We start from the raw sequence: 22,633 nt of genomic DNA on the forward strand, positions 1-22,633 counted from the left end.
TAAGGAATGGGTACCAGTTTATGTTAGATGAAATAAACGGTTACCTAGTTTTGGAGGAGATTTAGGGTGCGTTTAGTCTTATCAGGATATTATGGTTTTTATAATGTTGGAGACGAGGCGATTCTACAATCAATTATTGAATCGTTAAGTAAAGAGAACCCGGATATAGAACTAGTAGTACTATCAAATGATTCTAAATATACAAAGGAAATGTATGGTGTAGAATCGGTAGATCGCTGGGATATAAAAGCTGTTTATCATGCGATAAAAAACAGTGATGGAGTTATTAGCGGTGGCGGGAGCCTTCTTCAAGATCAGACAAGTACGAAGAGTATTCTATATTATACGGGTATTATGGGACTCGCTCGATTATTAAAAAAGCCGTATTATATTTATTCACAAGGAATAGGTCCAATTACAAAAGGATATAATCGTCTATTAGTAAAATGGAACTTGTCAAAAGCTTCCTATGTATCAGTTCGAGATGAGGATTCGTTTTTATATTTAAAAGAACTTGGCATAAAAAACGATATTGAAATTGTTCCAGACCCTGTTTTAACATGGAAACGGACAAAACAATCGGATTGGTTGCAAAAGCATTCGATACATGGAAAAGTAATTGCGGTTAGTGTGCGTTATTGGAATGCAAAAGAAGATTATATAAAAAAATTAGCTGCGGCACTAAAAAAATTAAAGCAAGAAGGATACCAAATTTTATTTGTTCCAATGCATGAGCCATTTGATCAAAAAGCTTCGCGTGAAGTAGTAGACTTAATGGGAGAAGAGACGTATATGCTTCCGTATAAAATGGATATCGACGAGAAAATATTCATTTTATCACAATGTTCATTACTAATTGGTATGCGTCTTCATGCACTTGTTTTTTCTGCCGTAGCCAAAACTCCAATGGTCGGGATTTCATACGATCCGAAAATTGATTCGTTTTTAAGTCAAGTGAATCAGCCAGTTATAGGGAGTGTGGATGGCGAATGGAGTGCTGAGTATTTATATGAAATTGCGAAAAAGCAATTAATGCAACAAGGAACTGTGCAGCAAGAGTTACAATTGACAATAGATGAGCTTCGGTTGCAAGGCAAACAGGCAACAAAGAAACTCATTGATCATATGGAAAAAGGCACTTTATTAAAAAAGTAAAGTGTCTTTTATTTTTGTTTTGAATTTAATGAAAATTCTAATTACAAAAACGTTTTATTTTAATTCCTATTTATTATGCTAAAATGATTGCGATTATTATATAATCAAATTTGTGATAATAAATTCGTAGATTACGAGGAGGATAACCTTGAAGACTTTTTCAAAAGGTATAACAGCAGTGGCATTAACGGGATCATTACTTTTAACTCCTATTTCAAGTTATGCGGCAAATGATGATATTACAGGACATATGTTTGAGACGAATATGCGCTCACTTATTACTAAAGGAGTTTTAATGGGGTATGGAGACAATGTATATGCGCCTGATAAATTAGTAACAAGAGCAGAGTTTGCTACATTCATAGCAAGGGCTTTAAATTTACCAAAAGCTGATTCGAATTTCGAGGATGTGCCGAAGACTTACGGTTTATATGATGGTGTAAGTAGAGCATATGGAGCGAAAATTATTAATGGTCGTACGAACGAGACATTCTCACCAAATGATGTGATTACACGTGAAGAAATGTCGATAATGGTAAAGCGAGCGTTAGACTATAAAAATATTAAAGTAGCTGTAAGTCCGCTTACCTTTACTGATAAAGATAGTATTAACTATAAAGAGCATGTGCAAGTTATGGTGGCTACTCAAATTATTAAAGGGTATCCAGAAGATAATACATTTAGACCACATTTATCAGCTACAAGAGGGATGGCTTCAGCTATGTTGGATCGCATGCTTCAGACGATTGAAAAAAACGGAAATAGCAATCCTGTAGAAACTAAGAAATATGTTGTGACAAATGTAAGAGAAAATGGAACAGAGCAAGAAATAGAGCGCTATAATACGTATAAAGAAGCGGTTACGGCTGCTCAAAATAAAGGTATGAATGCGGTAAAATACGAGAACGAATTTTTATGGATTAAAGATGGTTTTGCAAGTGCGAAAAGAATAACTGGGCAAAACATCATTAATATTTATGATGAGAATTTATCAACAGTATATACGTATATTCAGTATGGAACAGAATTGAAAGTGTTAGAAGTTGGCGAAGATCGTGTGAAAGTTCAACTTTCTGGTTTGACAGGTTATGTGAAGAAGAATGAAATCACTTTAATTCCTACAAATGAAATGAAACAGTCGTCTTATTATGTGAAATCAGATGGATATTTATACCATAAATATTATACATATAATACAAGTTCACCTGGATATACAGAATTTAGATATGGTGTGGCACCTTCTTTCATGAAGCAAGGACAGCAAATGTATAGTGTAGATGGAAAGACATTTGGAGACGAAACTTTCTATCAATATTTCAATTATTTATCATTACGTTCGAAAACAGATTATACAGCTGAACAACTAGATAGTTATGTGAAATCGATTAAACCAGACTCTCCATTAATTGGTTTAGGAAAGAAATTTAAAGAAGTAGAAAGCAAGTATAATGTAAATGCATTATTCTTATATTCATTAGCAATTCATGAAAGTTATTATGGAACAAGCGCTCTTGCAAAAGACAAAAATAATTTATTTGGTTTAAAAGCAACAGACGATAGTCCGTATGGTAACGGAGAAGCATTCAATTCAAAAGAAGATTGTATTGAACATGCAGCAAAATTATACATGAATGAAGGATATTTAAATCCAGGACATTGGCGTTATACAGCAACATATACAGGTGATAAAGCTGCTGGTTTAAATGCGAAATATGCATCTGATGCGAACTGGGGTAAAAAAGTAGCGGGGCATATGAACCGTTTTGATTCTTATTTAGGTAAAAAAGAATACAACAAGTACAAACTTGCACGTGTGATGAATAACGTGGAAGTGAAAAAGAATCCTAGTATATCAAATGAGCGACTGTATCGTTTAAATACAAATGTAGTTGTCACAGTTACTGGTGAAGAGATAATAAATGGAAAAGCGTGGGTTAAAGTTATTTCAGATAATCCTACTGTAACAGAAGCGTATATTGCAAAAGAAAGCTTAGAATACGTAAAACATTAATTAAATAAAAAAGAAGGTGCTACTAATATTTCGTAGCACCTTCTTTTTATTCAATTTCAAAATCAACAATGATATAAGCGAGTATAACAACGAAGAAAATACTAACGGCTGGCGCTGTTAATACGTGGCCAGACATAAAGCCAATGCCAAGTGATAGAATGAGTGTGCTCGCTAATAGCATATACTTTACGCTCATGATTTTCTTAAAGTTTGTGATCATGCGGATAAATAATTTAATACCAAAGTATAGAAGAGGTATTAAGTAAATAAGGAAACCGACAATTCCAAAGGCGAAAAATAGGTCATGGAAGTCCATTTCAATTAATTTAATTTTATCTGTGTAGTTACCAGCGTAACCCATTCCGAATAGTTTTTGTGAAAGCGGTGCGTCTTTATAGTATTGTTTGTATGTTTTTAAGAATTTGTCGCGATCACTGTAAATTAAACTTTTTACTTCAGAATCTGTAAGTTCACCTTTTGCATGTTTTTTTGCATCTTCTGGATCTGCTTTAATTACTTTTCCTTCTTTTCGATCTTTCTCTTCTTGTACTGATTTTTTGTATTCGTATATTTGCATGTGAATGCCCATATTTTTTGCGATAGGAGTATGCGGTGTAAGAGCAATTAAACCTCCTAGTATAACTGCGACAACAACGGTATTTACAATATGTGTGAATCCTTTTTCTTCTTTTTTACGATTTATCATATATTCAATGAATGAGAAGAAAAGTGCTACGCCTAATGTAATAACAATTGCGCCATATCCGACTTTCGTTCCCACCATAATACTTGCATACATCGCAAGTATTGTTGGAATCCAGTAATATATTTTCGAGAAAGAAGTTGTTTTATGAATCGAATATAAGACAATGATTGGGAACATAATGGCGAAAAGAGAACTTAAATCATTTCCAGCGAAGAACCAACCTCTTGAACCGATTTTTGAGTGAGGATAGCTTGGGAAATCCGTTCCAGTTTGCATTGCGACAATCATTGTAATGCTTAAAATTAAAGTTGCATATAAGAAATATGTAATGATTTTATGGAATACATACTCTTTATTTTTTAGCTCTTTAAAGGCGATAATATATCCAAACAGTAGCACAATTGGATATACGCTCTTTAAGATGAATTTAACTTCTTCTCCAAATGAAACTGGAGATTTAACCATCATATTATTTACAAGACCGATTGCGAGTGCGATCCCGAGTAAGCACAAATAGAGGATGTACTTTTTCGCATCTTGTTGTTTGTGATGAAGAAGTAGGTACCCTAATGCAAGAAGCATAAAGGCGAAACGGACTACAACTCCAACTGTTGCGCTCATGTGTAGTATATAGATTGAAAAAGATGTTAATAAATCTAAAATTGGTTGAAACACAATGAATAGCAATAGGAAATGTGGGAAGTAGTTATCCGTTTGTTTCAACTTATTAACCATATGTTCCTCCAGTTCTTCATTCCTTTATTACAACACCCAAAAGATGGGTATAAAGCCTTCTTTACATAGTAAGGCGAATGAATTTCAATATTTGTTTTTTTATCAAACTTAAGAATACACCATTTCATTGTAATGGTAAATAGATGAAAAGCATGGATAAACCGACTTTAATTTCTATATTTTTCAACGGAATTGTATGTTTTATACGGTAAATGTACAAATTGCGAGATTATTAGACAGAAAATTGAGAAAAAAGAAGGATTTTTCAGTGGTTTTCTATAATTATATAAGTATAATCTTTATGGAGAAAAGAGGGGTATGTAATGGAAGTAACGAGTAAAACAGAATCTGTTATTGTGAAATATGAAGGTAACGTTGCAACGGTTATGGTCAATCGCCCAGAGGTGTTAAATGCGTTAGATGAGCCGACATTAAAAGAGTTATTACAAAAGTTGAAAGAAGTAGCGGAAAGTTCTGCGCATATCGTTGTGTTATGCGGGAACGGCCGTGGTTTTTCTGCGGGTGGGGATATTAAATCGATGCTTTCAAGTAATGATGAAAGTAAGTTTGATGGCATTATGAATACCATTTCTGAAGTTGTCGTGACATTATATACGATGCCAAAGCTTGTTATTAGTGCAATTCATGGACCGACTGCAGGTCTTGGGTTAAGTATTGCGTTAACAGCTGATTATGTAATGGCGGATATATCATCTGTTATTGCAATGAACTTTATTGGAATCGCTTTAATTCCAGATGGAGGCGGTCATTTCTTCCTTCAAAAGCGTGTCGGTGAAAATATGACGAAGCAAATTATTTGGGAAGGTAAGAAGTTATCAGCGACAGAAGCGCTTGATATCGGCTTAATTGATGAAGTAATCGGCGAAGATTTCCAAACGGCTGTGAAACAAAAAATTAATGAATGGTCACAAAAACCGATTAAAGCAATGATTCAAACGAAGCAAATTTTATGTGAAGTAAATCGCTCTAATTTAGAGCAAACATTGCAATTAGAAAAGCGTGGTCAATATGCAATGAGACAAACAGCGGATCATAAAGAAGGAATTGCTGCGTTTTTAGAGAAACGTTTACCAGCATTTAAAGGGGAATAAAGTGAAGTGAGGATTTTGTCCATTCCTCACTGATTATTAGCTCGTTAATTCGGGATAAAGGGGAGAAAGTGCTAACACATTTTAGTATAATTGTGTTAGCACTTTTTTTAAGGAGTAATACATGAAGAAAATGATCGGTGTTATTACTATTATTTTGCTTACATATTCTGCTTTGCATAGTACACCATCTTTGGCAGTTCGGACTGCGTTGTTTTTTGAGGGACATCCAAGTGTTGCATTTTCTGACGGGGTGACGAAAGAAAAAGATGTGAAAAAAGAAGCGATTCCAGATGAGTATCAAACTCTATATGGTAAGGACGAAGACTTAGAGCACTATTTCTTTCCACATGTAAGAGCACATGGATCAGGAATTGATATGTTAAGTGCGTGCGTGAAGAAAAAATGGTTTTTCTATAAAGCAGAGCTCGGATGTTATTAAATATAGGAGGATGAATGATGTCAGCATATAACAAGTTAGTAAGAGATCGTGTTCCAGAGAAGATTTTAATGTCTGGAAAAACGTATACAGCACAAAAATTAACAGGGCAAGCATACATACAGGCTTTAGCGAAAATTGGAACGGAAGAAATTCGTGAATTTGCTTCTATGAAAGAACGCGAACATGCGCTAGATTCTCTTGCGGATGCGCTAGAAGTTATCATTTCATTAGCACGTGCAGAAGGTGCATCGATTGAAGATGTAGAACGCCTTCGTAAGAAAAAAGAAGTAGAGCGCGGTGGATTTGAAAGAGGTATTTATTTATTAGACGTTTCAGAAGAATAGTTTTATAGGAAAAGCATAGCGTTAATGAGTAACGCTATGCTTTTTTGTTGCAATGAAGCTAATAATGAAGAAGATAGCTGTTAATATCCAGCCGATTGTAATAGAAGTAGTAGTGTGAATGGCATAAGAGATTTGTAAACAAAATAATGATGCTAAAAACCAAATGAGTGCAATGTGTATATATTTTTTTGATATATTCATATTTTATAACTCCTTTTATATACTAAAAAGAATTTTACTACAATTTAGAAAATTAAGCTATATAAGTAGAGGTTTTCTGGTGAATTTTGTATACTGAATAGTAGAGAAAAAGAGGAGGAAACGACAATGGCACATCATGCGAAAGAAACGATGGAACTGATTAAGGAGCTTGTCTCTATTCCAAGTCCATCTGGAAATACAGCAAAAATTATTAATTTCATTGAAAACTATGTCAGTGAGTGGAACGTAGAAACGAAACGTAATAATAAGGGAGCTCTTATTTTAACGGTAAAAGGGAAAAATGATGCACAGCACCGCTTATTAACGGCACACGTTGATACGTTAGGTGCGATGGTAAAAGAAATTAAGCCTGACGGTCGCCTGAGTCTTTCTATGATTGGTGGATTTCGCTGGAACTCCGTAGAAGGGGAATATTGCGAAATTGAAACATCAAGTGGCAAGACGTATACAGGAACAATTTTAATGCATCAAACATCTGTACATGTATATAAAGATGCAGGTGAAGCAAAACGCGATGAGAAAAATATTGAAGTTCGTATTGATGAGCGCGTATTTTCAGCTGATGAAGTACGCGAATTAGGAATTGAAGTAGGAGACTTCGTTTCATTTGATCCGCGCGTTCAAATTACAGAGAGTGGATACATAAAATCACGTCATTTAGATGACAAAGTAAGTGTTGCAATTTTATTAAAATTAATTAAAAGATTACAAGATGAAAACATAACATTACCATATACGACGCATTTCTTAATTTCTAATAATGAAGAGATTGGATACGGTGGTAACTCTAACATTCCAGAAGAAACTGTTGAATACTTAGCAGTTGATATGGGAGCGTTAGGTGATGGACAAGCATCTGATGAATATACAGTATCTATTTGTGCAAAAGACTCTAGCGGCCCGTATCATTATGCACTGCGCAAACATTTAGTAGAGCTTGCGAAAACGAATCATATTGAATATAAAGTAGATATTTATCCGTACTACGGATCTGATGCATCAGCTGCGATTCGCGCGGGATTTGATGTGAAACATGCGTTAATTGGAGCGGGTATTGATTCTTCCCACGCATTTGAACGTACGCATGAAAGTTCTATTGCGCATACAGAAGCATTAGTGTATGCATATGTAATGTCTAATTTAATTGAAGAATAATTTCATAGATAATAGAGAGCTGATTAAAGATATTATTTTTAATCAGCTTTTTATTTGGCAAAGCGATTAGGAGACATGTCCTAATCGCTTTTTTATCCCGCTATTTGCCGGGCAGTAAGACTCCTACCTCAAAATTCAGCGAAAGCAAAAAAGTTAGATGGGGGCGGGCTGCCCGTAAAAGCCCGATTGGTGAGGGCTGATTAAAGTTTTTATATACATTCATTATAAGTTATATATATGCGATTTTTGTTATACGGCCGGAAACGTATTTACTATAGATATATAATGTTATACACTATGAAAGGGATTAATTAATAGTTAATATTTTTTAGTTAGCTTGATTAAAAAAATTGTATGAATATGAAGTTTTGAGAGGAGATTTATTTTTCATGAAGTACAAAGCAATAGCCGCAGGTTTATTAGCAGCAAATTTACTAGCACATCCAATTAGTAGTTTAGCAGAAACGAAGAAATTTCCTGATGTTTCAGATAGTGCGTGGTCAAAAGACGCAATTTATTATTTAGTAGAGAGAAATGTAATTAACGGTATGCCAGATGGTAACTTTATGCCATACGGAAATTTAACACGTGCTCAGGCAGCAAAGATTATCGCAACAGCAATTGGTGCTAAAATAGATCCAAATGCAAAGCCGTCTTATAATGATGCAAAAAATAGTTGGGCAGCTTCATTTATTGCAGCCATGGAAAAAGAGAATATTATTAAAGGGCGAGAACCAGGAGTATTTGATCCTGAAGGAAAAGTAACTCGTGCTGAAATGGCAGCTATGCTTGTAAGAGCATATAATCTGAAAAGCAAAGTAACAGGACCAGTTCCTACAAAATTTGCTGATTTAGAGAATCATTGGGGTAAAGAAGAAGTTAATATTTTAGTAGAATTAAAACTTTCGTTAGGTACAGAGGATGGCTGGAAACCGAATGATTCTATTACGCGTGAACAAGCAGCTCAACTTACTGCGCAAACAGATAAATTTAGCAAGAATAGTGATCGTCCAGTAGAAACAAAGAAAATGTACATAGATAGAAAATTCATTACATATCACGCACCATCATTAAGTTCTGGGATTAGTGCAAATCAGCATAATCCACAAATGGTTGAAATTAAAGAAGAACGAGATGGATGGATCAAAATTGCAACAAGTAAAGGTGATAAATGGACACCTTTAGTAGAGAAAACAGAAGTTATTAATGAAGGATTCACTACTTATGCAGAAGCTTCTTCTTCTTCAAAAGTAATGGGAACACATAACGCACAACAAGTAACTGTTATTGAAGAGAACGGCAGCTGGATTCGTATCCGCATGGGCGCTGGTTTCCAATGGGTTAATAAAAATCAATTAAATCCAGTGAAGCAAGGTAACTTCTTAGAAGGAAAAGCGATTATCATTGATCCAGGTCATGGTGGAGCGGATTCAGGTAATCCAGGTTATTATGAGAAAGAAAGTGAAACTGTATTAGATGTATCACTACGATTACAGAAAATATTTGAGAAAAAGACACCATTTACTGTGTTATTCACTCGTACAGATGATACACGTCCAGGAACAAGTGCTTCTGATTCTTTAAAGAAACGTGTAGAATTTGCTCAAAAAAATAATGGGGATATTTTTGTAAGTATTCATGGTAATGGCACGGAAGAGAAAAATGGACAAGGTACAGAAACGTTCTACTATGAATCAGCGACAGCAAGAGGAACAAATCCTAACGTATCAGAAAGTCGTTTACTAGCAGAAAAAATTCAAGAGCGTCTTGTAGATGCACTGGGAACAAAAGATCGTGGTGTGAAAAAAGGCGATTTATACGTAATTAGAGAAAATACAATGCCAGCTGTATTAGCAGAATTAGCATTTGTAGATAATAAAAGTGATGCAGATAAAATAGCTACACCAGCGCAGAGACAAAGTGCAGCAGAAGCAATTTATCAAGGTATTTTAGATTACTATGAAGAAATGGGTAACAACGTGTCTTCTTTCCGTTAATAAATAATAAGAGATTGCCATTGGCAGTCTCTTTTATTTATTAACGTTTCTCTTTATTTCCGGCATATGATATCATTTAATTTTATATACAAAAGAAAAGTATTTGAGTAATTGTAATCATAACAATTTTAAACGATAGAGGATGATAATAGATTGAATAATCATAGTAAAACACCTGCCTGTATATATACGTATGCATTTCGTGAGGAGGAGCGTGCTTTATGTTACTTGGAAATGCGCTCGTTCTTTGGAATGGAGTCCCACGTTAATATTTTAAAAAGTGATGTCAAAATTGACCCGAGTAGAAGTGCGTTTATTAAAGAGCGAATTGAAGTTATGTATGAAGGGGACGACTTAGAAAGCATTTTAAAACAAGTGGAACAAATTGATTTGGCGGGAGCGACGTTCAAAGTCATCTTCGTTAAAATCAATGACCTTGTTGGAGAGAATAAAATTGAATATGGAGAAAGACGTCTTATTGAAAGAGACCTCGGCATGCATATTGAAGGAGAAGCGGATGTTCGTAATCCAGAGCGTGTATTCGGGATTGTTCCTCTTGGAGGACGCTGGTACTTCGGGCACTATGTAGAAAGCGAACCAGTTTGGTATCATCACATAAAAAAACCGCATAGTTATTCGACATCTCTTAGCACACGTGTTGCGAGATCAGTTGCAAATATCGCTGTACCAAATCCAGAGGGAGTACGAGCAATTGACCCGTGCTGCGGTATTGGAACAGTAGTAGTAGAAGCACTTTCTATGGGGATTAACATCGTTGGTAGAGATATAAATCCACTTGTAGTTCTTGGAACGAGAAAAAACATCGCACATTTCGGATTTGAAGGAACAGTAACAAAAGGGCCGATCGAGGAAATTACTGAGAACTATGACGTTGCCATTATCGATATGCCGTACGACTTATTTACGCATGCCACACCAGAAGATCAACTATCAATTCTCTCAAGTGCACGCCGCATCGCGAAAAAAGTAGTCGTTGTCACGATGGAAACAATGGACGACATGATCCATGAAGCAGGATTCGAAATTACAGATCGCTGTATTACAAGAAAAGGATCATTTACTAGACAGATTCTTGTTTGTGAATAAGAAAGAAAGGTCACCCGTTTGGGTGACCTTTTTTGTTTGTATTGATGTGTAATCGGTTGGTGGTTTAGGTAGATGAATTAGCGAAATTTGTCGGTAAGTCGATATTACATGTCGAATCGCCGATATATTGTGTTGAATCGCTGATATATTCCGAGAATCGCCGATATCGTTACATTAGAATGTTACTGTTCTTTTAATTTCTCTTGTTGTGCAAGTAGTAAATTGCGCAAGATGTGCCCGCGGTAACTTTCTAGTTTTCGTCCTTCATGATAGCGTACGCCTAATTTTTTTAGTTCAGCTACGTACCAGCCCTTTGTTCCGTAATACATTGGATCACTTCCTTTTTGCTTTTGAACAGTATATGTTGGGGGTGGAAGTAACTTTCCAGTGAAAATAATAAGACTGGTTGTATCAAGGGGCTCCATAACATAGCCTCTGGACAGTGTATAAAAAAATAGACAGTAATGTATGCTTTTTTAAACAATGTATACAAATTTATATCCTATGCGTTGGCATGATATTTGCAATAAAAAGAGTATCAACATATAGGGGAGAGATAGAAATGAAGGTTAGTAAAGTGTACACAACAATTGATGCTCACGTAGCTGGGGAACCGCTTCGAATTATTACGGGCGGCGTGCCGGAAATAAAAGGAGACACGCAGCTAGAAAGACGTGCGTACTGCATGGAACATTTGGATCATCTTCGCGAAGTTCTTATGTATGAACCGAGAGGACATCACGGCATGTACGGTTGTATCATTACTCCGCCTGCGAGTGCTCACGCTGATTTTGGCGTATTATTTATGCACAACGAAGGATGGAGTACGATGTGTGGTCATGGCATTATTGCTGTTATTACAGTCGGAATTGAAACAGGCATGTTTGAAGTGACAGGTGAGAAACAACAGTTCATTATTGATAGCCCTGCTGGGGAAGTCATTGCGTATGCAACATATAACGGGAGCGAAGTAGAGTCCGTATCATTTGAAAATGTTCCTTCCTTTGTATACAAAAAAGACGTTCCTATTAAAATAGATAACTATGAATTTCAAGTAGATATCGCGTTTGGCGGAGCTTTTTATGCGGTAGTAGACTGTAAAGAATTTGGCTTGAAAGTCGATTTCAAAGACTTATCTGCTATTCAAGCGTGGGGCGGTAAAATTAAGCACTACATCGAGAGCGAAATGGAAGTGAAGCATCCACTTGAAGAAGGATTAAAAGGGATATACGGCGTTATTTTCTCAGATGAACCGAAAGGAGAAGACGCAACTTTACGAAATGTAACAATCTTTGCTGATGGGCAAGTAGATCGTTCTCCTTGCGGTACAGGAACTTCCGCAAGAATCGCAACTCTTTTTGAAAAAGATGCTTTACAAAAGGGAGAAATTTTCGTCCATGAATGCATTACTGACGGGAAATTCGAGGGGGAAGTATTGTCGGTAACCGCAGTAGATACATATGAAGCTGTCGTTCCAAAAGTAACGGGGCATGCCTTTATTACAGGATTTCATCAGTTCGTTGTAGACCCGAGAGATGATTTGAACCGTGGATTTTTGTTAGGATAGAAGGAGGGGGTGGAAAGATATGTTAGTCATAAGCGCGAACGAACAAAGAAACTTAGTAAATATGAATGAAGTTATTGAATACGCGGCGCTTGCTTTAAAAGAATTTTCCGCAGAAAGAACGATTACACCAATAAGGGGCTCATTACCATTTGCGAACGAGCGAAATACGGCATTAATTATGCCTTCAGTAGCGGAAGGGCTTGAGGCACTTGGCTTAAAAGTAGTAACGGTAGTCCCGCAAAATAAACAGATAGGAAAGAAAACGATCAACGGGATTGTGATGCTATCAGACTTTCAAACGGGAGAACCGCTCGCACTTTTAGAAGGATCGTACTTAACGATGATTCGAACAGGCGCCTTATCAGGAGTAGCGACAAAATATTTAGCTCGTCATAACGCAAAAACTTTATGCATTATCGGCACGGGTGAACAAGCGAAAGGAATTGCTGAAGCAATATTTGCGGTTAGAGATATCGAAAAAGTCATCTTATACAATCGCACAGAAGAAAAGGCGTATGCATTTGCGGAATATATACAAGAGAGATTCAACAAACCTGCATATGTTCACACAAATGCAAATGAAGCAATAAGCGAAGCAGACATCATCGTCACAACTACGAACGCATCCACACCAGTCTTCTCAGAAAAACTACAAAAAGGCGTCCACATAAACGCCGTCGGCTCATTCAAACCGAACATGCAAGAACTACCATCCCATGCCATCGCGGGAGCAAACAAAGTAGTAGTCGAATCAAAAGAAGCAGCACTAGACGAAACAGGAGACCTTCAAGTTCCGATAAAAGAAGGTCTATTCAAAGCAAACGCCATTCACGCTGAACTTGGTCAAATTATAAGTGGAGAAAAAGCTGGACGCGAAAATAATGAAGAGATTACTATTTTCAAATCAGTTGGTTTGGCAGTAGTAGATATTATTGTTGCAAAGTATTTGTATGAGAAAGCGGTGGAGTGCGGGATTGGGAATAGGATTGAGTTTTGAGGGACTGCCTTTTGGTGGTCTTTTTTGTTGATGTGGGTGTGCTAGTATTTATAATTGAATCCTTTTAATATTATGTTGCAATGTATGAATTCTGTGCGGACATCAAATCATTCATTCAATTGGTATATGAAAAAAGTTGCCCCTCTAATTATTAGAGGGGCAACTTTTTACCATTCTCGCCATTCTTCTGTTATATCTTCTTCGGATTCTAAGCCAACTATTCGTGCTGCTGTATCGATAAATTCATAGAGATCTTCTCTTTCCATTGTTTCAATAAAATAGTCATGTTCGTCATTTAATTCATTTATGTTAAGAACAATCTCTTTAACAACATGCATTATTTCGATTTCAGTTGGATTTTCTCCCAATTGCTCTAAATTATTTATGTAAGTATCAAGAACTTTATTTGTTGCACTTATATTTTCTTCAGTGAAAAATTCCCCATCTTCATCATTCTCAATCCATTGGGGTGTTGGCTTGTTTATTTTCAGTTCATTAAACGTCATGATAACCTCCTAAATGTGTTTTTTGTCTTTAATCCCATTCTACAGTTCCGAGTATATATAATAATCATTTTAGAGGGATTTTCTGTAAGTTGCTAGTTTTTTTACTCATTTTACGAGGTTACTTATTCGTGGTCTTCTTATTTTACGTAAAAGCAATTGATTATTCTTAATCATTCGACAAGATGCAACAATTTAAGATCATATTTTTTGCTATGATAAGTAAGGAATTTACATATCGTGTTATTGGGGGATAAAAAGAGATGTTGAAAAAATTTACTACATGTATTTTAGGTGGCGCTTTAGTATTCAATTTATCTGGTTGTGGCAATACATCCGACAAAACTTCTTCAGAATCTAAAGAAACCAATTCTAAACAAGAAGAAAAGAAAGTGCAAACGACTGATGAGACGCAAACGAAAGAGAATACAAAGCAGAAAAATACAGAACAAGCAAAAGAGAAATCAAAAATAAAAGAAAAAGAGTATGCTGTAAACAAGGATTTTCATACACCTAAATTTGATGTAACTGTAAAAAGAGTTGTAGAAAGAGATAAGGTTGGTAAAGAGAGTATAGGATTCCAAAAACCTGAAGATGGACATGTCTTTATTGTTGTAGAAGCAGAAGGGAAAAATATCACAAACGAACCGATGAAATTAGCCGTTTTACCATCAGTGGATTTAGTGGATGAAAATGATAATGCTTACCAAAGTGATGTGTTGGCAGCTAGTAGTTATGCGGTTGAAAAAGGCGAGACCTCTAGTATTACTAAGGGATTAAAACCAGGGGAGGTAATGAGAGAAAGTAAAGTTTACGTGATTAATAAAGAAAAATTTGATACAGGAAAGTGGTATGTAGTTGTTAACCATGAGTATAAGGAACAAATTAAATAGTGTTTATTTATGAAGAGGAGATGGCTCCTCTTTTTTTTTACAAGTTAACACAGAATTTCGTTATAATGTAGAAATTTAATGTTTTCGAAAAAAAGAATTGACTTCTACATTAGTTGTAACTAAAATGGTTACATAAAGATGTAATTAATTTAGTTACAACTAATATCTGCTAAAAATATGATTTATATATTTAATTAAGGATGGTGGTCCATACGTTGCCACCCGGTGTAGAAAGTTACTAACACATTTAAATCAATGCATATTCCAAGCTTTAGTATTTTCTGTTACGGGGCAATAAGGTGCAATGTTATCTTTTGTTAAAAACCTTGGTGGATCTTTCTTTGGAAATATTAGTTTTGGGGAAATATAGTAAGGTATCTAAAAAAGAACAAGGTATAAAAATATGTACTTATATAAACCAAAAATTTAGTTGAGCTGGATAATAAAAAAAAGGTAGGAGATTTAAATGGAGACGAAACAAGATAACCTTATTTACGTATGGGATGCATATTGTGGATGGTGCTATGGTTTTTCAGAAAGTATTAAAGGATTTTACAAAAACCACACTGAAGTACCATTAACGGTTTTATGTGGAGGGCTATTTTTAGATAATTTACCAATGAAAAACTTCTCATATATAGAAGAAGGAAATAAAAGAATTAATCAACTTACAGGTGCTGAATTTGGTCCTTCATATCAAAAATTGGTGGAGGAAGGGACTTTTAAAATGAATTCGAAAGATGCTGCAATTGGCTTTTCAGCTTTACGCTCATTAGCGCCAGACCGTTTATTAGAATTCACTTCGGCTATGCAAAAAGCGTTTTATTATGAGGGACAAAGTCTGAGTGATCCTGAAACATATCGCAAGATTGCAATCGAGCATGGTTTGGACCCTGAACAAGTATTAGAACGTTTAAACGCTCAAGAAACAATAATAGATGTCCAAAATGATTTCAATAAAGTTCGACAGCTTGGTGTTAATAGCTATCCTTCCTTACTTTTACAAAAGGATAATCAAATTATTCCTATTGGTGGTGGCGTAATGACACCGGATAAAATTGAAGCGCGTTTTAAAAATTTATATTAAGAAAATTTAGGATATAGTAGCAAACACGTTATCTTAGGCCACCTGACATTGATCTCCGGAATATTCGCTAGTACTATTACACTTTCAGATAAATGGGAGTGGGAGATTTTATCGGAACAAGATAAAAATATGATAATTAGTTAATAACTTTAACAAAAGGAGAATAACATACTATGTTTAAAACAATCGATACAAATCAAAAAGATGTGAAATTAACGGTGTTTAGTTCGGACGAAAAAAGCTTTATGGTCACAGCAACATTAGTTGAGAAAGCAGGACATGCATTTTTAATAAACTCAAAATTTACTCAATCTGATTCGAAAGAAATTGTTGAGTATCTGAAAAAAAACAACTTATCTTTAGATAAAATCTTTATTATTCATGGGGATCCAGACTACTACTTTGGATTAGAGAGCATTAAAGCCGTTTACCCAGAAGCTATAGCGTATGCAACAGAGTCTACTGTTGAACATATCGTTCATTCTGTCTTAGGGAAATTAAAAGTTTGGAAAGACGCCCTTGGAGAAAATGCACCAAGTAACGTGGTATTACCTCAAGTATTTAAAGAAAAAGCGATTGATTTTCAGGGGTTAACATTTGAACTAGTAGGCTTAGATCATTACAGAACTAGCCTATTTAATAAAGAACTAAAAGTATTAATTGGTGGTATCGATGTATTTAACGAAATACATGTATTCTTAGCGGATACTAGCTCAAAAGCGGCTATGGAGGCATGGATTGAGAACTTGAAAGTATTACAAGCATTACATGCTGACATAATTGTGCCTAGCCATGGATCAATCGAAAAATCCCTAAATAATCAAGCACTTACTGCGACAATGGATTATCTAAGAACGGCGGTTCAAGCTTCTGAGGAAAGTGGAACTTCAAAAGATTTTGTGGCAAAACTTGAAGCAGCATATCCAGGCTATGCAAATAAAGGTGTATTAGAATTAAGTGCAAAAGTTGTAACAAAAGAAATGCCTTGGGGTTAATGATATGAATAAATATCAAAAACTATTACATGAAACGTATGTGTTAACTGGCGAAGGGAAATTGGATGCGTTCAAAACGTATTTAAGTGAAAATGTATCTTGGACAGAAGCTGCTGGGTTTCCATATGCAGGTACTTATATAGGTCCAGATGAAGTAGTGAAAAACGTACATGAACGTCTTGGCACAGAATGGGATGACTATAGCGCTAAAGATGAAATTTATGCTTTTAATAACAATACTGTTATCGTTTATGGAAAATATAGTGGAACATATAAAGCTACAGGGAAGTCATTTGTAGCAGATTTTTGTCATCTTTATAAGTTTGATGAGAACGATAAGGTTAAGAAGTTTATTCAAATTGTGGACAGTGCAACTGTTAATGAGGTATTAAGTTAGAGTTAATCGTTTCTAATATGCCTTGTATAGGGGGAGGTTAGGATAAATGAAATTCCTAACATTACCCCTGACATTACATTTTGGGGAAGGTTTCTCCTTCTTCAAGCTTTTTATAGAAGAAAACTTATTTAAGTAGAAGAGGTAGGTATATATGAAATTAGAGAAAAGTTTAATAGTAATAATTATTTCTGTGTTTATTTTAGGAATTGTATCGACTTTGATATTTCAAGCTTCCACCGGTAATAACAAAGGGAACTCAATAAAGAGCGAAAATGTCGCTTCTGTATCAAAAGAAGTAAAAGAAAATGAAAAGAATAAAAAGATGGTAGTTGATTTCTATAATGAAGTTTTTAACAAACATAATATCGATATTATCCCTAAATATGTTAGTGAAGATTATAAGCAACATAATCCTTTTGTTGCTGATGGACGAAAAGCCTTCATGGATTTCTTTAAGGAGGATTTTGTTAAAAATCCTAATTCCTCTGCAGAGATTAAACGTGTAGTAGCTGAAGGGGATACAGTTGCTCTTCATGTACACTCTCGTACTAATTCTCAAGATAAGGGAGTTGCTATAGTGGATATATTTCGTATCAAGGATGGAAAGATTGTCGAACACTGGGATGTAATTCAAGAGATTCCAAGTGAAGCAGCTAATGATAATACGATGTTTTAGAGAGAAGATATATTTAATAATTGTTTAATTGATAGTGCTTTGTAGAATTTAGAAATTTAGATAATTAGTCATCAAATTTGGAAATCATTTAAAAATAGCATATTAAATGATGGCACAAATTAATACGAAATAGCTCTTTAATAAAAAATCCTACTCATTAAAAAATGAGTAGGATTTTTTATTAAAGAATAGTGCTAATTTTGTGGTTCGGCACCATCTAAATTTGGAAACCATGAAAGTATAGGTACTCTATATCCACGTAAAGTAAAATCGTAATTTTTTCCTTCTTTTATGTTTGCTTGCAGATTCACTGAATGAAACTTCATCATAAGAAGGCTATCCTCATTAGAAATAACTTTTTCGGTTCCATTTTTTTGCTCAACCTAGTACAATCTTACCAATTTAAAAAAGACCACCATTACTGGCAGTCCTTTTTTGGTAGTTTTAGAAATTAAATTATAACATGTTAATATACAAATTATAAATATGCTTTTACAAAAGATACTATAAGTTTTTTATAATTCTTGATTTCTCAATTTCCATTGCATACTGAATTTTCCTGTAAGTATTAATAACTACCATTAAAATTATCAATCCACTAGATTATTAGAAAAAACTGGTTATCTACATAATTGTTTGGTAAAATATAGATATAATTTAAGAGGGTAAAGTTAATATAGATCAACTAAGTAATGCTAAGAAAATGTTTTATTGCATAAAAAAAGGCTCCATTGCTGGAGCACTCAAAATAAACAAACGAATTAAAACAAGAAACAGACAATTTAACTATATAGATAAAACATAAATAAATCTATATATATGTAAAAATGCATATAAAAACTCTATTTATTGATGCTATAATAGATTTACTCGATGATTGTTATATTTTTTTATGGTTTTTAAGCAATAAATACCTTCTTAACACCAAGTGTACAAGAAAAGAAGACATCTTAAGTGATGTCTTCTTTTCTTATATAATAACAACACAATAAAATTAAGATGGTTCAAGTGGGAGGAAGGCACCTTTGGGTATCTTTTCTTTGTCAAATTTGCCTAATAGGTGCAGCACCACATTTCTATCAAGTTAAAAATTTTTTCACCCAAAACAAAAAAACGAGCTGAATTTACATAAATAACTATGAAAGAAAACAAAAACTTGGGATTAAAGAACTTGTGATGTATGACTATATTGGCTGTTTTTATCCAGAAGGATACATGAATCCTGATTATACATTTGTATTTAATCATGAGGATATTGAAGGAATTATATTTGTAGGTTTTATAGATGAGGAAGAAGAGGCATTTGTAGGATTGCTTAATTGAATAGGATCTAGAAACAGGTAATCTTCAAATTTTGATAAAACTAGCAATCTCCACGCCGAAATTGGTTAAATTATAAGGGGGAAAAGCTGGTCACGAAAATGATGAAGAGATTACTATTTTCAAATCAGTTGGTTTGGCTGTAGTAGATACTATCGTTGCGAATTATTTGTATGAGAAAGTAGTGGAGCGCGGGATGGGATTGAGTTTTCAGGGACTGCCTTTTGGTGGTCTTTTTTGCATAAAATCTTGTAAAGTAAGAAAAAGTTGAATATTAATATTCTAATATTCAATAGAAAGATAAAATGTTTTAAAGTTCAAAATAATACATTATAATATATTTAGTAAAATTAACCAATTTATATTTTGCTCATTATGTATTAAAGGGGAAATGAAAATGGCTGGACAAATTCGTATGTCACCAGAGGAGCTTAAATCGAAAGCAGCTCAATATGGACAAGGTGCAAATCAAATTGAGGACATTTTAAGTCAACTACAAAATTTACAAAATGAATTAAGAGGAGAATGGGAAGGTCGTGCTTTCGAAGGTTTTGATCAACAGTTCAATCAATTAAAGCCAAAAGTACAAAACTTCGCACAGTTATTACAAGAAATTAATATGCAGCTTAATAAAACTGCAGAAGCTGTTGCTTCTCATGATGAAGAATTATCACGTAATTTCGGTTTGAAATAAAAATTGTCATACTCTATATAACAGGCATTTCAAATGAGCCATACAGCTTATAGTGTATGGCTCATTTGATTGCATGCCCAACTTAGCTGGACACACGTTTAAAAAGAGTGATATTAATAGGGAATTTTCATATATTTATTGGGATTTCTTTGGCATCTTCTGAAAATTAGAGAAAGGATTTGAGTGATGGGACAATTTCAAAGTAATTTTCAAACGGCACAACAAATTGCTACGCAGATGAGAACAGCTTCGAATATAATCCAAAGTGCAACAAATCGTTCTATAACAAAGGCGACGCGTACAACACTATCTGTTAATTCAAAAGCACAAGAAGCGAATCAACAAATGTTAGATTTTACGAAACAATTTTCCACGGCCTTTCAACAAGCGATCGATAATATTCATTCAGTAGCCCAAGAGTTTGAGAGAATGGATAACGAACTTCACAACACTTTTCGCTAATGTGACAACCTACGTAAAGGTAAAATGGTAGGAGGAATATAATGAGTCAAGATATTGAAAAACAAATCAATCAAGTAAATCAAAAGTTAAGAAGTGTATTTGAAGAACAAGACCGAAATCAATCCGCGATTTACATTCAGGAGCAAGCGGAAGCAGATTTTTATGAATGGAGAGGTCGAAACCATCGTTTGTTTGATCGAATTTTAGGAACTTGGCATGGTGATAGAGAAATGTCTCAGTTTTTTATGAATACATATCAAGAGGCACAACATATTGAACGAAAAGTCACATTTGAATTAGAAAACCAAAAAGAAACGTTGCTTAAAGAAAGACGAAACCTTAGTGATTTAGAAAACGATCTTTCCTATCAACAACAACAATTAGCGAGGGAGGTCAATGCATGAGCTTAAATATGTATTTAGGAGAAGTACAAGGCCAAACTCAAAGTATGAATGCTGTATGTAACGCTACTATTCAAGGTATGGAACAAGTCATTCAGTCAATTGATGCCTTTGCAATTGATACTGTTCTACAAGGACAAACTTATAGCAGTGCAAAATCATTTTTTGTACAAACCTTTCGTCCTTTAGCGCAAGGAATCATTTATCTGTGTGAAGAGTTAATTCGCCAGAACGATGCTTTTCCAAGTCAATTTCAATCACAAGTCGCTTCCACAGATGTAATTGAACAAGAAATATTAGAACAAATTCGAGAAATTGACCGAATGAAAGCAAGTATGGAAGCCATCAGTCAAGCTATGCCAATCCCAGGTATGGAAGCTATGGTAAATCTTTTTACTGTGATGAGGCAAAAACTGCAAGAAAAACTAGAACATCTATATGAATTTAATTATACTTCTAGTAGTAATTATGATACTGCTCTCCAACTAGCTGTTAGCATTGCGACAGGTTTGGCGGAAGTTCAAAGTGGGAAAGGGTTTAGTCCTGCAAGTGGTACATTTAGTACGCAAGGGTTGAATATGGAATGGACAACTTCAATTCAAGGGATTACAGAAGAGAGGGCACGACAAGCTACCAATTCAATTGAAGAAGGTGAAATGTGTGGTAAGCTACCTGAAAAATCTACTGGTGAAAAAATTTGGGACGGTATTGTAGATGGTACGGGACAAGCAGTTAGCGATACAATAGACGGAATAAAAGCTTTAGGAGATTGGGAAACGTGGGAAAACATGGGGAACGCTGCTTTGCACCCTATTGATACCCTCAGTACGATGTATAATGTATTGTCAGATTCATTTATTAATGATGTAATAAATGGAGATGCTGAAAGTCGTGCTAAATGGGGAAGTTATGCTTTAACACAAGTTGGATTAGGATTTATTGGTGATAAAGGATTAAGTAAAGCAAGTAAATTAGGTCAAGCAGGTAAAGTGACCAAACTAGCAAAAAATAAGATTCCGCAAGCTGTTTCACATATTACAAGTAATTTACAAATGGGAGATCGCTTTGCTTTTGCTGGTGGAAATAGTTTGCGATTTAGATTTGATACGCCTGATTTTAAAAAAGCTGAAGAAAAGCTGTCGACCTATCAGTTTGCTAGAGGTGAAAGTAATTCTGGTGGGAGTAATTTTGTTAATGAAAATCATAGATCTTCACTTTCTAATAGGGAAATTATATCTAATTTACAACATACAGAAAAATTTAGACCAAATACACTCAAACATATCCTAGAGGGTGAAATAAATTGGCGTGGTGACGCAATGGGTTATCATACTGAAGTATTGGAGAATACACCTGGAAAAATAATTAGCGGAACAGAAGAGATATTAAATGATCAAGGCATTTATAAAGCTAGGGTAGAAGTGAATGGAACCCCTAAAACTGGAAATAGAGGATTTTCTACATTTTTCCCTAAAGATTGGAGCCCGCAAAAGATTGTAGATAATATAAATGAAGCATATAATAATAGAACGTATGAATTTGGTAACACATATTCTGGAATAGGTTCAGAGGGTATAAGGATTAGCATGTATATAGATGGGAATGGGAAAATTATCTCTGCTTTCCCAGCGGAATAAATTTTATCTTTAGTATAAAGG

At 34.7% G+C, this 22,633-nt stretch carries 24 protein-coding genes and 2 pseudogenes; 21 read left to right on the forward strand and 5 right to left on the reverse strand.

The window, feature by feature from the left end; all coding sequences use genetic code 11:
- Positions 1–66 precede the first annotated feature (66 nt).
- Together csaB and N2V80_RS04520 are read left to right on the forward strand one after the other, a co-directional pair.
- Entirely contained in the window at positions 67–1,155 is a 1,089-nt protein-coding gene (csaB, locus tag N2V80_RS04515) for a polysaccharide pyruvyl transferase CsaB (protein WP_001241591.1), read from the forward strand.
- A gap of 148 nt (positions 1,156–1,303) precedes the next feature.
- Positions 1,304–3,166 (forward strand): S-layer homology domain-containing protein, encoded by a 1,863-nt coding sequence (locus tag N2V80_RS04520; RefSeq protein ID WP_061655625.1) that lies wholly within the window; start codon positions 1,304–1,306, stop codon positions 3,164–3,166.
- A 46-nt stretch (positions 3,167–3,212) separates the two neighbouring features.
- Here N2V80_RS04520 and N2V80_RS04525 read toward each other — a convergent pair whose 3' ends face one another.
- Positions 3,213–4,607, reverse strand: a complete 1,395-nt coding sequence (locus N2V80_RS04525; RefSeq protein WP_061655626.1) for an O-antigen ligase family protein — start codon at positions 4,605–4,607, stop codon at positions 3,213–3,215.
- 323 nt (positions 4,608–4,930) lie between these two features.
- Between N2V80_RS04525 and N2V80_RS04530 the strand changes: the two genes are divergently transcribed.
- The 3 genes from N2V80_RS04530 to N2V80_RS04540 all read left to right on the forward strand — a co-directional run bounded on the left by N2V80_RS04530 (position 4,931) and on the right by N2V80_RS04540 (position 6,502).
- Entirely contained in the window at positions 4,931–5,719 is a 789-nt protein-coding gene (locus N2V80_RS04530; RefSeq protein ID WP_000454179.1) for an enoyl-CoA hydratase, read from the forward strand.
- Between the two features lie 121 nt (positions 5,720–5,840).
- Positions 5,841–6,158 carry a hypothetical protein gene (locus N2V80_RS04535; protein ID WP_000738198.1) on the forward strand — a complete coding sequence of 106 codons (318 nt, stop codon included), beginning with the start codon at positions 5,841–5,843 and terminating at the stop codon, positions 6,156–6,158.
- 17 nt (positions 6,159–6,175) lie between these two features.
- On the forward strand, positions 6,176–6,502 hold the full coding sequence (locus N2V80_RS04540) for a nucleoside triphosphate pyrophosphohydrolase (protein ID WP_001277348.1): 327 nt from the start codon (positions 6,176–6,178) through the stop codon (positions 6,500–6,502).
- 21 nt (positions 6,503–6,523) lie between these two features.
- Here N2V80_RS04540 and N2V80_RS04545 read toward each other — a convergent pair whose 3' ends face one another.
- On the reverse strand, positions 6,524–6,703 hold the full coding sequence (locus tag N2V80_RS04545) for a hypothetical protein (protein ID WP_001027083.1): 180 nt from the start codon (positions 6,701–6,703) through the stop codon (positions 6,524–6,526).
- Between the two features lie 126 nt (positions 6,704–6,829).
- Between N2V80_RS04545 and N2V80_RS04550 the strand changes: the two genes are divergently transcribed.
- The 3 genes from N2V80_RS04550 to N2V80_RS04560 all read left to right on the forward strand — a co-directional run bounded on the left by N2V80_RS04550 (position 6,830) and on the right by N2V80_RS04560 (position 10,983).
- Entirely contained in the window at positions 6,830–7,879 is a 1,050-nt protein-coding gene (locus N2V80_RS04550; protein ID WP_000930027.1) for a M42 family metallopeptidase, read from the forward strand.
- A 389-nt stretch (positions 7,880–8,268) separates the two neighbouring features.
- Positions 8,269–9,876, forward strand: a complete 1,608-nt coding sequence (locus N2V80_RS04555; protein WP_000875323.1) for an N-acetylmuramoyl-L-alanine amidase — start codon at positions 8,269–8,271, stop codon at positions 9,874–9,876.
- 153 nt (positions 9,877–10,029) lie between these two features.
- Positions 10,030–10,983, forward strand: coding sequence for a TRM11 family SAM-dependent methyltransferase (locus N2V80_RS04560; RefSeq protein ID WP_001059308.1), 954 nt, complete (start codon positions 10,030–10,032; stop codon positions 10,981–10,983).
- Positions 10,984–11,165: 182 nt separating this feature from the next.
- Here N2V80_RS04560 and N2V80_RS04565 read toward each other — a convergent pair whose 3' ends face one another.
- Positions 11,166–11,408 carry a YflJ family protein gene (locus N2V80_RS04565; protein ID WP_000433499.1) on the reverse strand — a complete coding sequence of 81 codons (243 nt, stop codon included), beginning with the start codon at positions 11,406–11,408 and terminating at the stop codon, positions 11,166–11,168.
- A gap of 89 nt (positions 11,409–11,497) precedes the next feature.
- Between N2V80_RS04565 and N2V80_RS04570 the strand changes: the two genes are divergently transcribed.
- Positions 11,498–12,550 (forward strand): proline racemase family protein, encoded by a 1,053-nt coding sequence (locus N2V80_RS04570; protein WP_172793973.1) that lies wholly within the window; start codon positions 11,498–11,500, stop codon positions 12,548–12,550.
- Positions 12,551–12,569: 19 nt separating this feature from the next.
- Positions 12,570–13,547, forward strand: a complete 978-nt coding sequence (locus N2V80_RS04575) for an ornithine cyclodeaminase family protein (RefSeq protein WP_000960330.1) — start codon at positions 12,570–12,572, stop codon at positions 13,545–13,547.
- Positions 13,548–13,714: 167 nt separating this feature from the next.
- Here the strand turns inward: N2V80_RS04575 and N2V80_RS04580 are convergent, their stop codons facing one another.
- Complete coding sequence (locus tag N2V80_RS04580; RefSeq protein WP_061655627.1) at positions 13,715–14,053, reverse strand: hypothetical protein; 339 nt, start codon at positions 14,051–14,053, stop codon at positions 13,715–13,717.
- 260 nt (positions 14,054–14,313) lie between these two features.
- Between N2V80_RS04580 and N2V80_RS04585 the strand changes: the two genes are divergently transcribed.
- From N2V80_RS04585 to N2V80_RS04605, 5 genes are all read left to right on the forward strand, one after another.
- Positions 14,314–14,943, forward strand: a complete 630-nt coding sequence (locus tag N2V80_RS04585; RefSeq protein WP_061655628.1) for a hypothetical protein — start codon at positions 14,314–14,316, stop codon at positions 14,941–14,943.
- Between the two features lie 466 nt (positions 14,944–15,409).
- Entirely contained in the window at positions 15,410–16,030 is a 621-nt protein-coding gene (locus N2V80_RS04590) for a DsbA family protein (protein WP_000448622.1), read from the forward strand.
- A 173-nt stretch (positions 16,031–16,203) separates the two neighbouring features.
- Positions 16,204–17,025: a hypothetical protein gene (locus N2V80_RS04595; RefSeq protein WP_000477273.1), complete on the forward strand. Its 822-nt coding sequence runs from the start codon at positions 16,204–16,206 to the stop codon at positions 17,023–17,025.
- Positions 17,026–17,029: 4 nt separating this feature from the next.
- A complete protein-coding gene (locus tag N2V80_RS04600) occupies positions 17,030–17,422 on the forward strand; it encodes a nuclear transport factor 2 family protein (protein WP_001046361.1) in 393 nt (130 codons plus the stop codon).
- A 151-nt stretch (positions 17,423–17,573) separates the two neighbouring features.
- Positions 17,574–18,098 carry a nuclear transport factor 2 family protein gene (locus tag N2V80_RS04605; RefSeq protein WP_000764219.1) on the forward strand — a complete coding sequence of 175 codons (525 nt, stop codon included), beginning with the start codon at positions 17,574–17,576 and terminating at the stop codon, positions 18,096–18,098.
- Between the two features lie 194 nt (positions 18,099–18,292).
- Here the strand turns inward: N2V80_RS04605 and N2V80_RS04610 are convergent, their stop codons facing one another.
- Positions 18,293–18,427 (reverse strand): hypothetical protein, encoded by a 135-nt coding sequence (locus N2V80_RS04610; RefSeq protein WP_000975275.1) that lies wholly within the window; start codon positions 18,425–18,427, stop codon positions 18,293–18,295.
- Between the two features lie 808 nt (positions 18,428–19,235).
- On the opposite strand from N2V80_RS04610, the pseudogene N2V80_RS04615 reads away from it, so the two are divergent.
- The 6 genes and pseudogenes from N2V80_RS04615 to N2V80_RS04640 all read left to right on the forward strand — a co-directional run.
- Positions 19,236–19,421: pseudogene (locus N2V80_RS04615) on the forward strand (DUF4176 domain-containing protein); the annotation flags it as partial.
- Between the two features lie 76 nt (positions 19,422–19,497).
- A pseudogene (locus tag N2V80_RS04620) lies at positions 19,498–19,689 on the forward strand (hypothetical protein); the annotation flags it as partial.
- 126 nt (positions 19,690–19,815) lie between these two features.
- Entirely contained in the window at positions 19,816–20,112 is a 297-nt protein-coding gene (locus tag N2V80_RS04625) for a WXG100 family type VII secretion target (RefSeq protein WP_000918587.1), read from the forward strand.
- 186 nt (positions 20,113–20,298) lie between these two features.
- Positions 20,299–20,574: a TIGR04197 family type VII secretion effector gene (locus tag N2V80_RS04630; RefSeq protein ID WP_016121983.1), complete on the forward strand. Its 276-nt coding sequence runs from the start codon at positions 20,299–20,301 to the stop codon at positions 20,572–20,574.
- 41 nt (positions 20,575–20,615) lie between these two features.
- Positions 20,616–20,978: a DUF3958 family protein gene (locus N2V80_RS04635; protein ID WP_016121984.1), complete on the forward strand. Its 363-nt coding sequence runs from the start codon at positions 20,616–20,618 to the stop codon at positions 20,976–20,978.
- The gene (locus N2V80_RS04640) at positions 20,975–22,612 is read left to right on the forward strand and encodes a ribonuclease (protein ID WP_000056056.1); all 1,638 of its coding nucleotides are present in this window, start codon (positions 20,975–20,977) and stop codon (positions 22,610–22,612) included. Before N2V80_RS04635 ends, N2V80_RS04640 begins: the two co-directional genes overlap by 4 nt.
- The last annotated feature ends 21 nt before the right edge of the window (positions 22,613–22,633 follow it).

The sequence above is a fragment of the Bacillus sp. FSL W8-0640 genome, assembly GCF_038007725.1.
GTDB classification, from domain to species: Bacteria; Bacillota; Bacilli; order Bacillales; family Bacillaceae_G; genus Bacillus_A; species Bacillus_A cereus.

Excerpts from the sequence above, each read along its gene's own strand:
- N2V80_RS04525 (WP_061655626.1), bottom strand. The coding sequence starts at position 4,607 with ATGGTTAATAAGTTGAAACAAACGGATAACTACTTCCCACATTTCCTA.
- N2V80_RS04530 (WP_000454179.1), top strand. The coding sequence starts at position 4,931 with ATGGAAGTAACGAGTAAAACAGAATCTGTTATTGTGAAATATGAAGGT.
- N2V80_RS04535 (WP_000738198.1), top strand. The coding sequence starts at position 5,841 with ATGAAGAAAATGATCGGTGTTATTACTATTATTTTGCTTACATATTCT.
- N2V80_RS04540 (WP_001277348.1), top strand. The coding sequence starts at position 6,176 with ATGTCAGCATATAACAAGTTAGTAAGAGATCGTGTTCCAGAGAAGATT.
- N2V80_RS04545 (WP_001027083.1), bottom strand. The coding sequence starts at position 6,703 with ATGAATATATCAAAAAAATATATACACATTGCACTCATTTGGTTTTTA.
- N2V80_RS04550 (WP_000930027.1), top strand. The coding sequence starts at position 6,830 with ATGGCACATCATGCGAAAGAAACGATGGAACTGATTAAGGAGCTTGTC.
- N2V80_RS04555 (WP_000875323.1), top strand. The coding sequence starts at position 8,269 with ATGAAGTACAAAGCAATAGCCGCAGGTTTATTAGCAGCAAATTTACTA.
- N2V80_RS04565 (WP_000433499.1), bottom strand. The coding sequence starts at position 11,408 with ATGGAGCCCCTTGATACAACCAGTCTTATTATTTTCACTGGAAAGTTA.
- N2V80_RS04570 (WP_172793973.1), top strand. The coding sequence starts at position 11,498 with ATGATATTTGCAATAAAAAGAGTATCAACATATAGGGGAGAGATAGAA.
- N2V80_RS04575 (WP_000960330.1), top strand. The coding sequence starts at position 12,570 with ATGTTAGTCATAAGCGCGAACGAACAAAGAAACTTAGTAAATATGAAT.
- N2V80_RS04580 (WP_061655627.1), bottom strand. The coding sequence starts at position 14,053 with ATGACGTTTAATGAACTGAAAATAAACAAGCCAACACCCCAATGGATT.
- N2V80_RS04585 (WP_061655628.1), top strand. The coding sequence starts at position 14,314 with ATGTTGAAAAAATTTACTACATGTATTTTAGGTGGCGCTTTAGTATTC.
- N2V80_RS04590 (WP_000448622.1), top strand. The coding sequence starts at position 15,410 with ATGGAGACGAAACAAGATAACCTTATTTACGTATGGGATGCATATTGT.
- N2V80_RS04595 (WP_000477273.1), top strand. The coding sequence starts at position 16,204 with ATGTTTAAAACAATCGATACAAATCAAAAAGATGTGAAATTAACGGTG.
- N2V80_RS04600 (WP_001046361.1), top strand. The coding sequence starts at position 17,030 with ATGAATAAATATCAAAAACTATTACATGAAACGTATGTGTTAACTGGC.
- N2V80_RS04605 (WP_000764219.1), top strand. The coding sequence starts at position 17,574 with ATGAAATTAGAGAAAAGTTTAATAGTAATAATTATTTCTGTGTTTATT.
- N2V80_RS04610 (WP_000975275.1), bottom strand. The coding sequence starts at position 18,427 with ATGATGAAGTTTCATTCAGTGAATCTGCAAGCAAACATAAAAGAAGGA.
- N2V80_RS04625 (WP_000918587.1), top strand. The coding sequence starts at position 19,816 with ATGGCTGGACAAATTCGTATGTCACCAGAGGAGCTTAAATCGAAAGCA.
- N2V80_RS04630 (WP_016121983.1), top strand. The coding sequence starts at position 20,299 with ATGGGACAATTTCAAAGTAATTTTCAAACGGCACAACAAATTGCTACG.
- N2V80_RS04635 (WP_016121984.1), top strand. The coding sequence starts at position 20,616 with ATGAGTCAAGATATTGAAAAACAAATCAATCAAGTAAATCAAAAGTTA.
- N2V80_RS04640 (WP_000056056.1), top strand. The coding sequence starts at position 20,975 with ATGAGCTTAAATATGTATTTAGGAGAAGTACAAGGCCAAACTCAAAGT.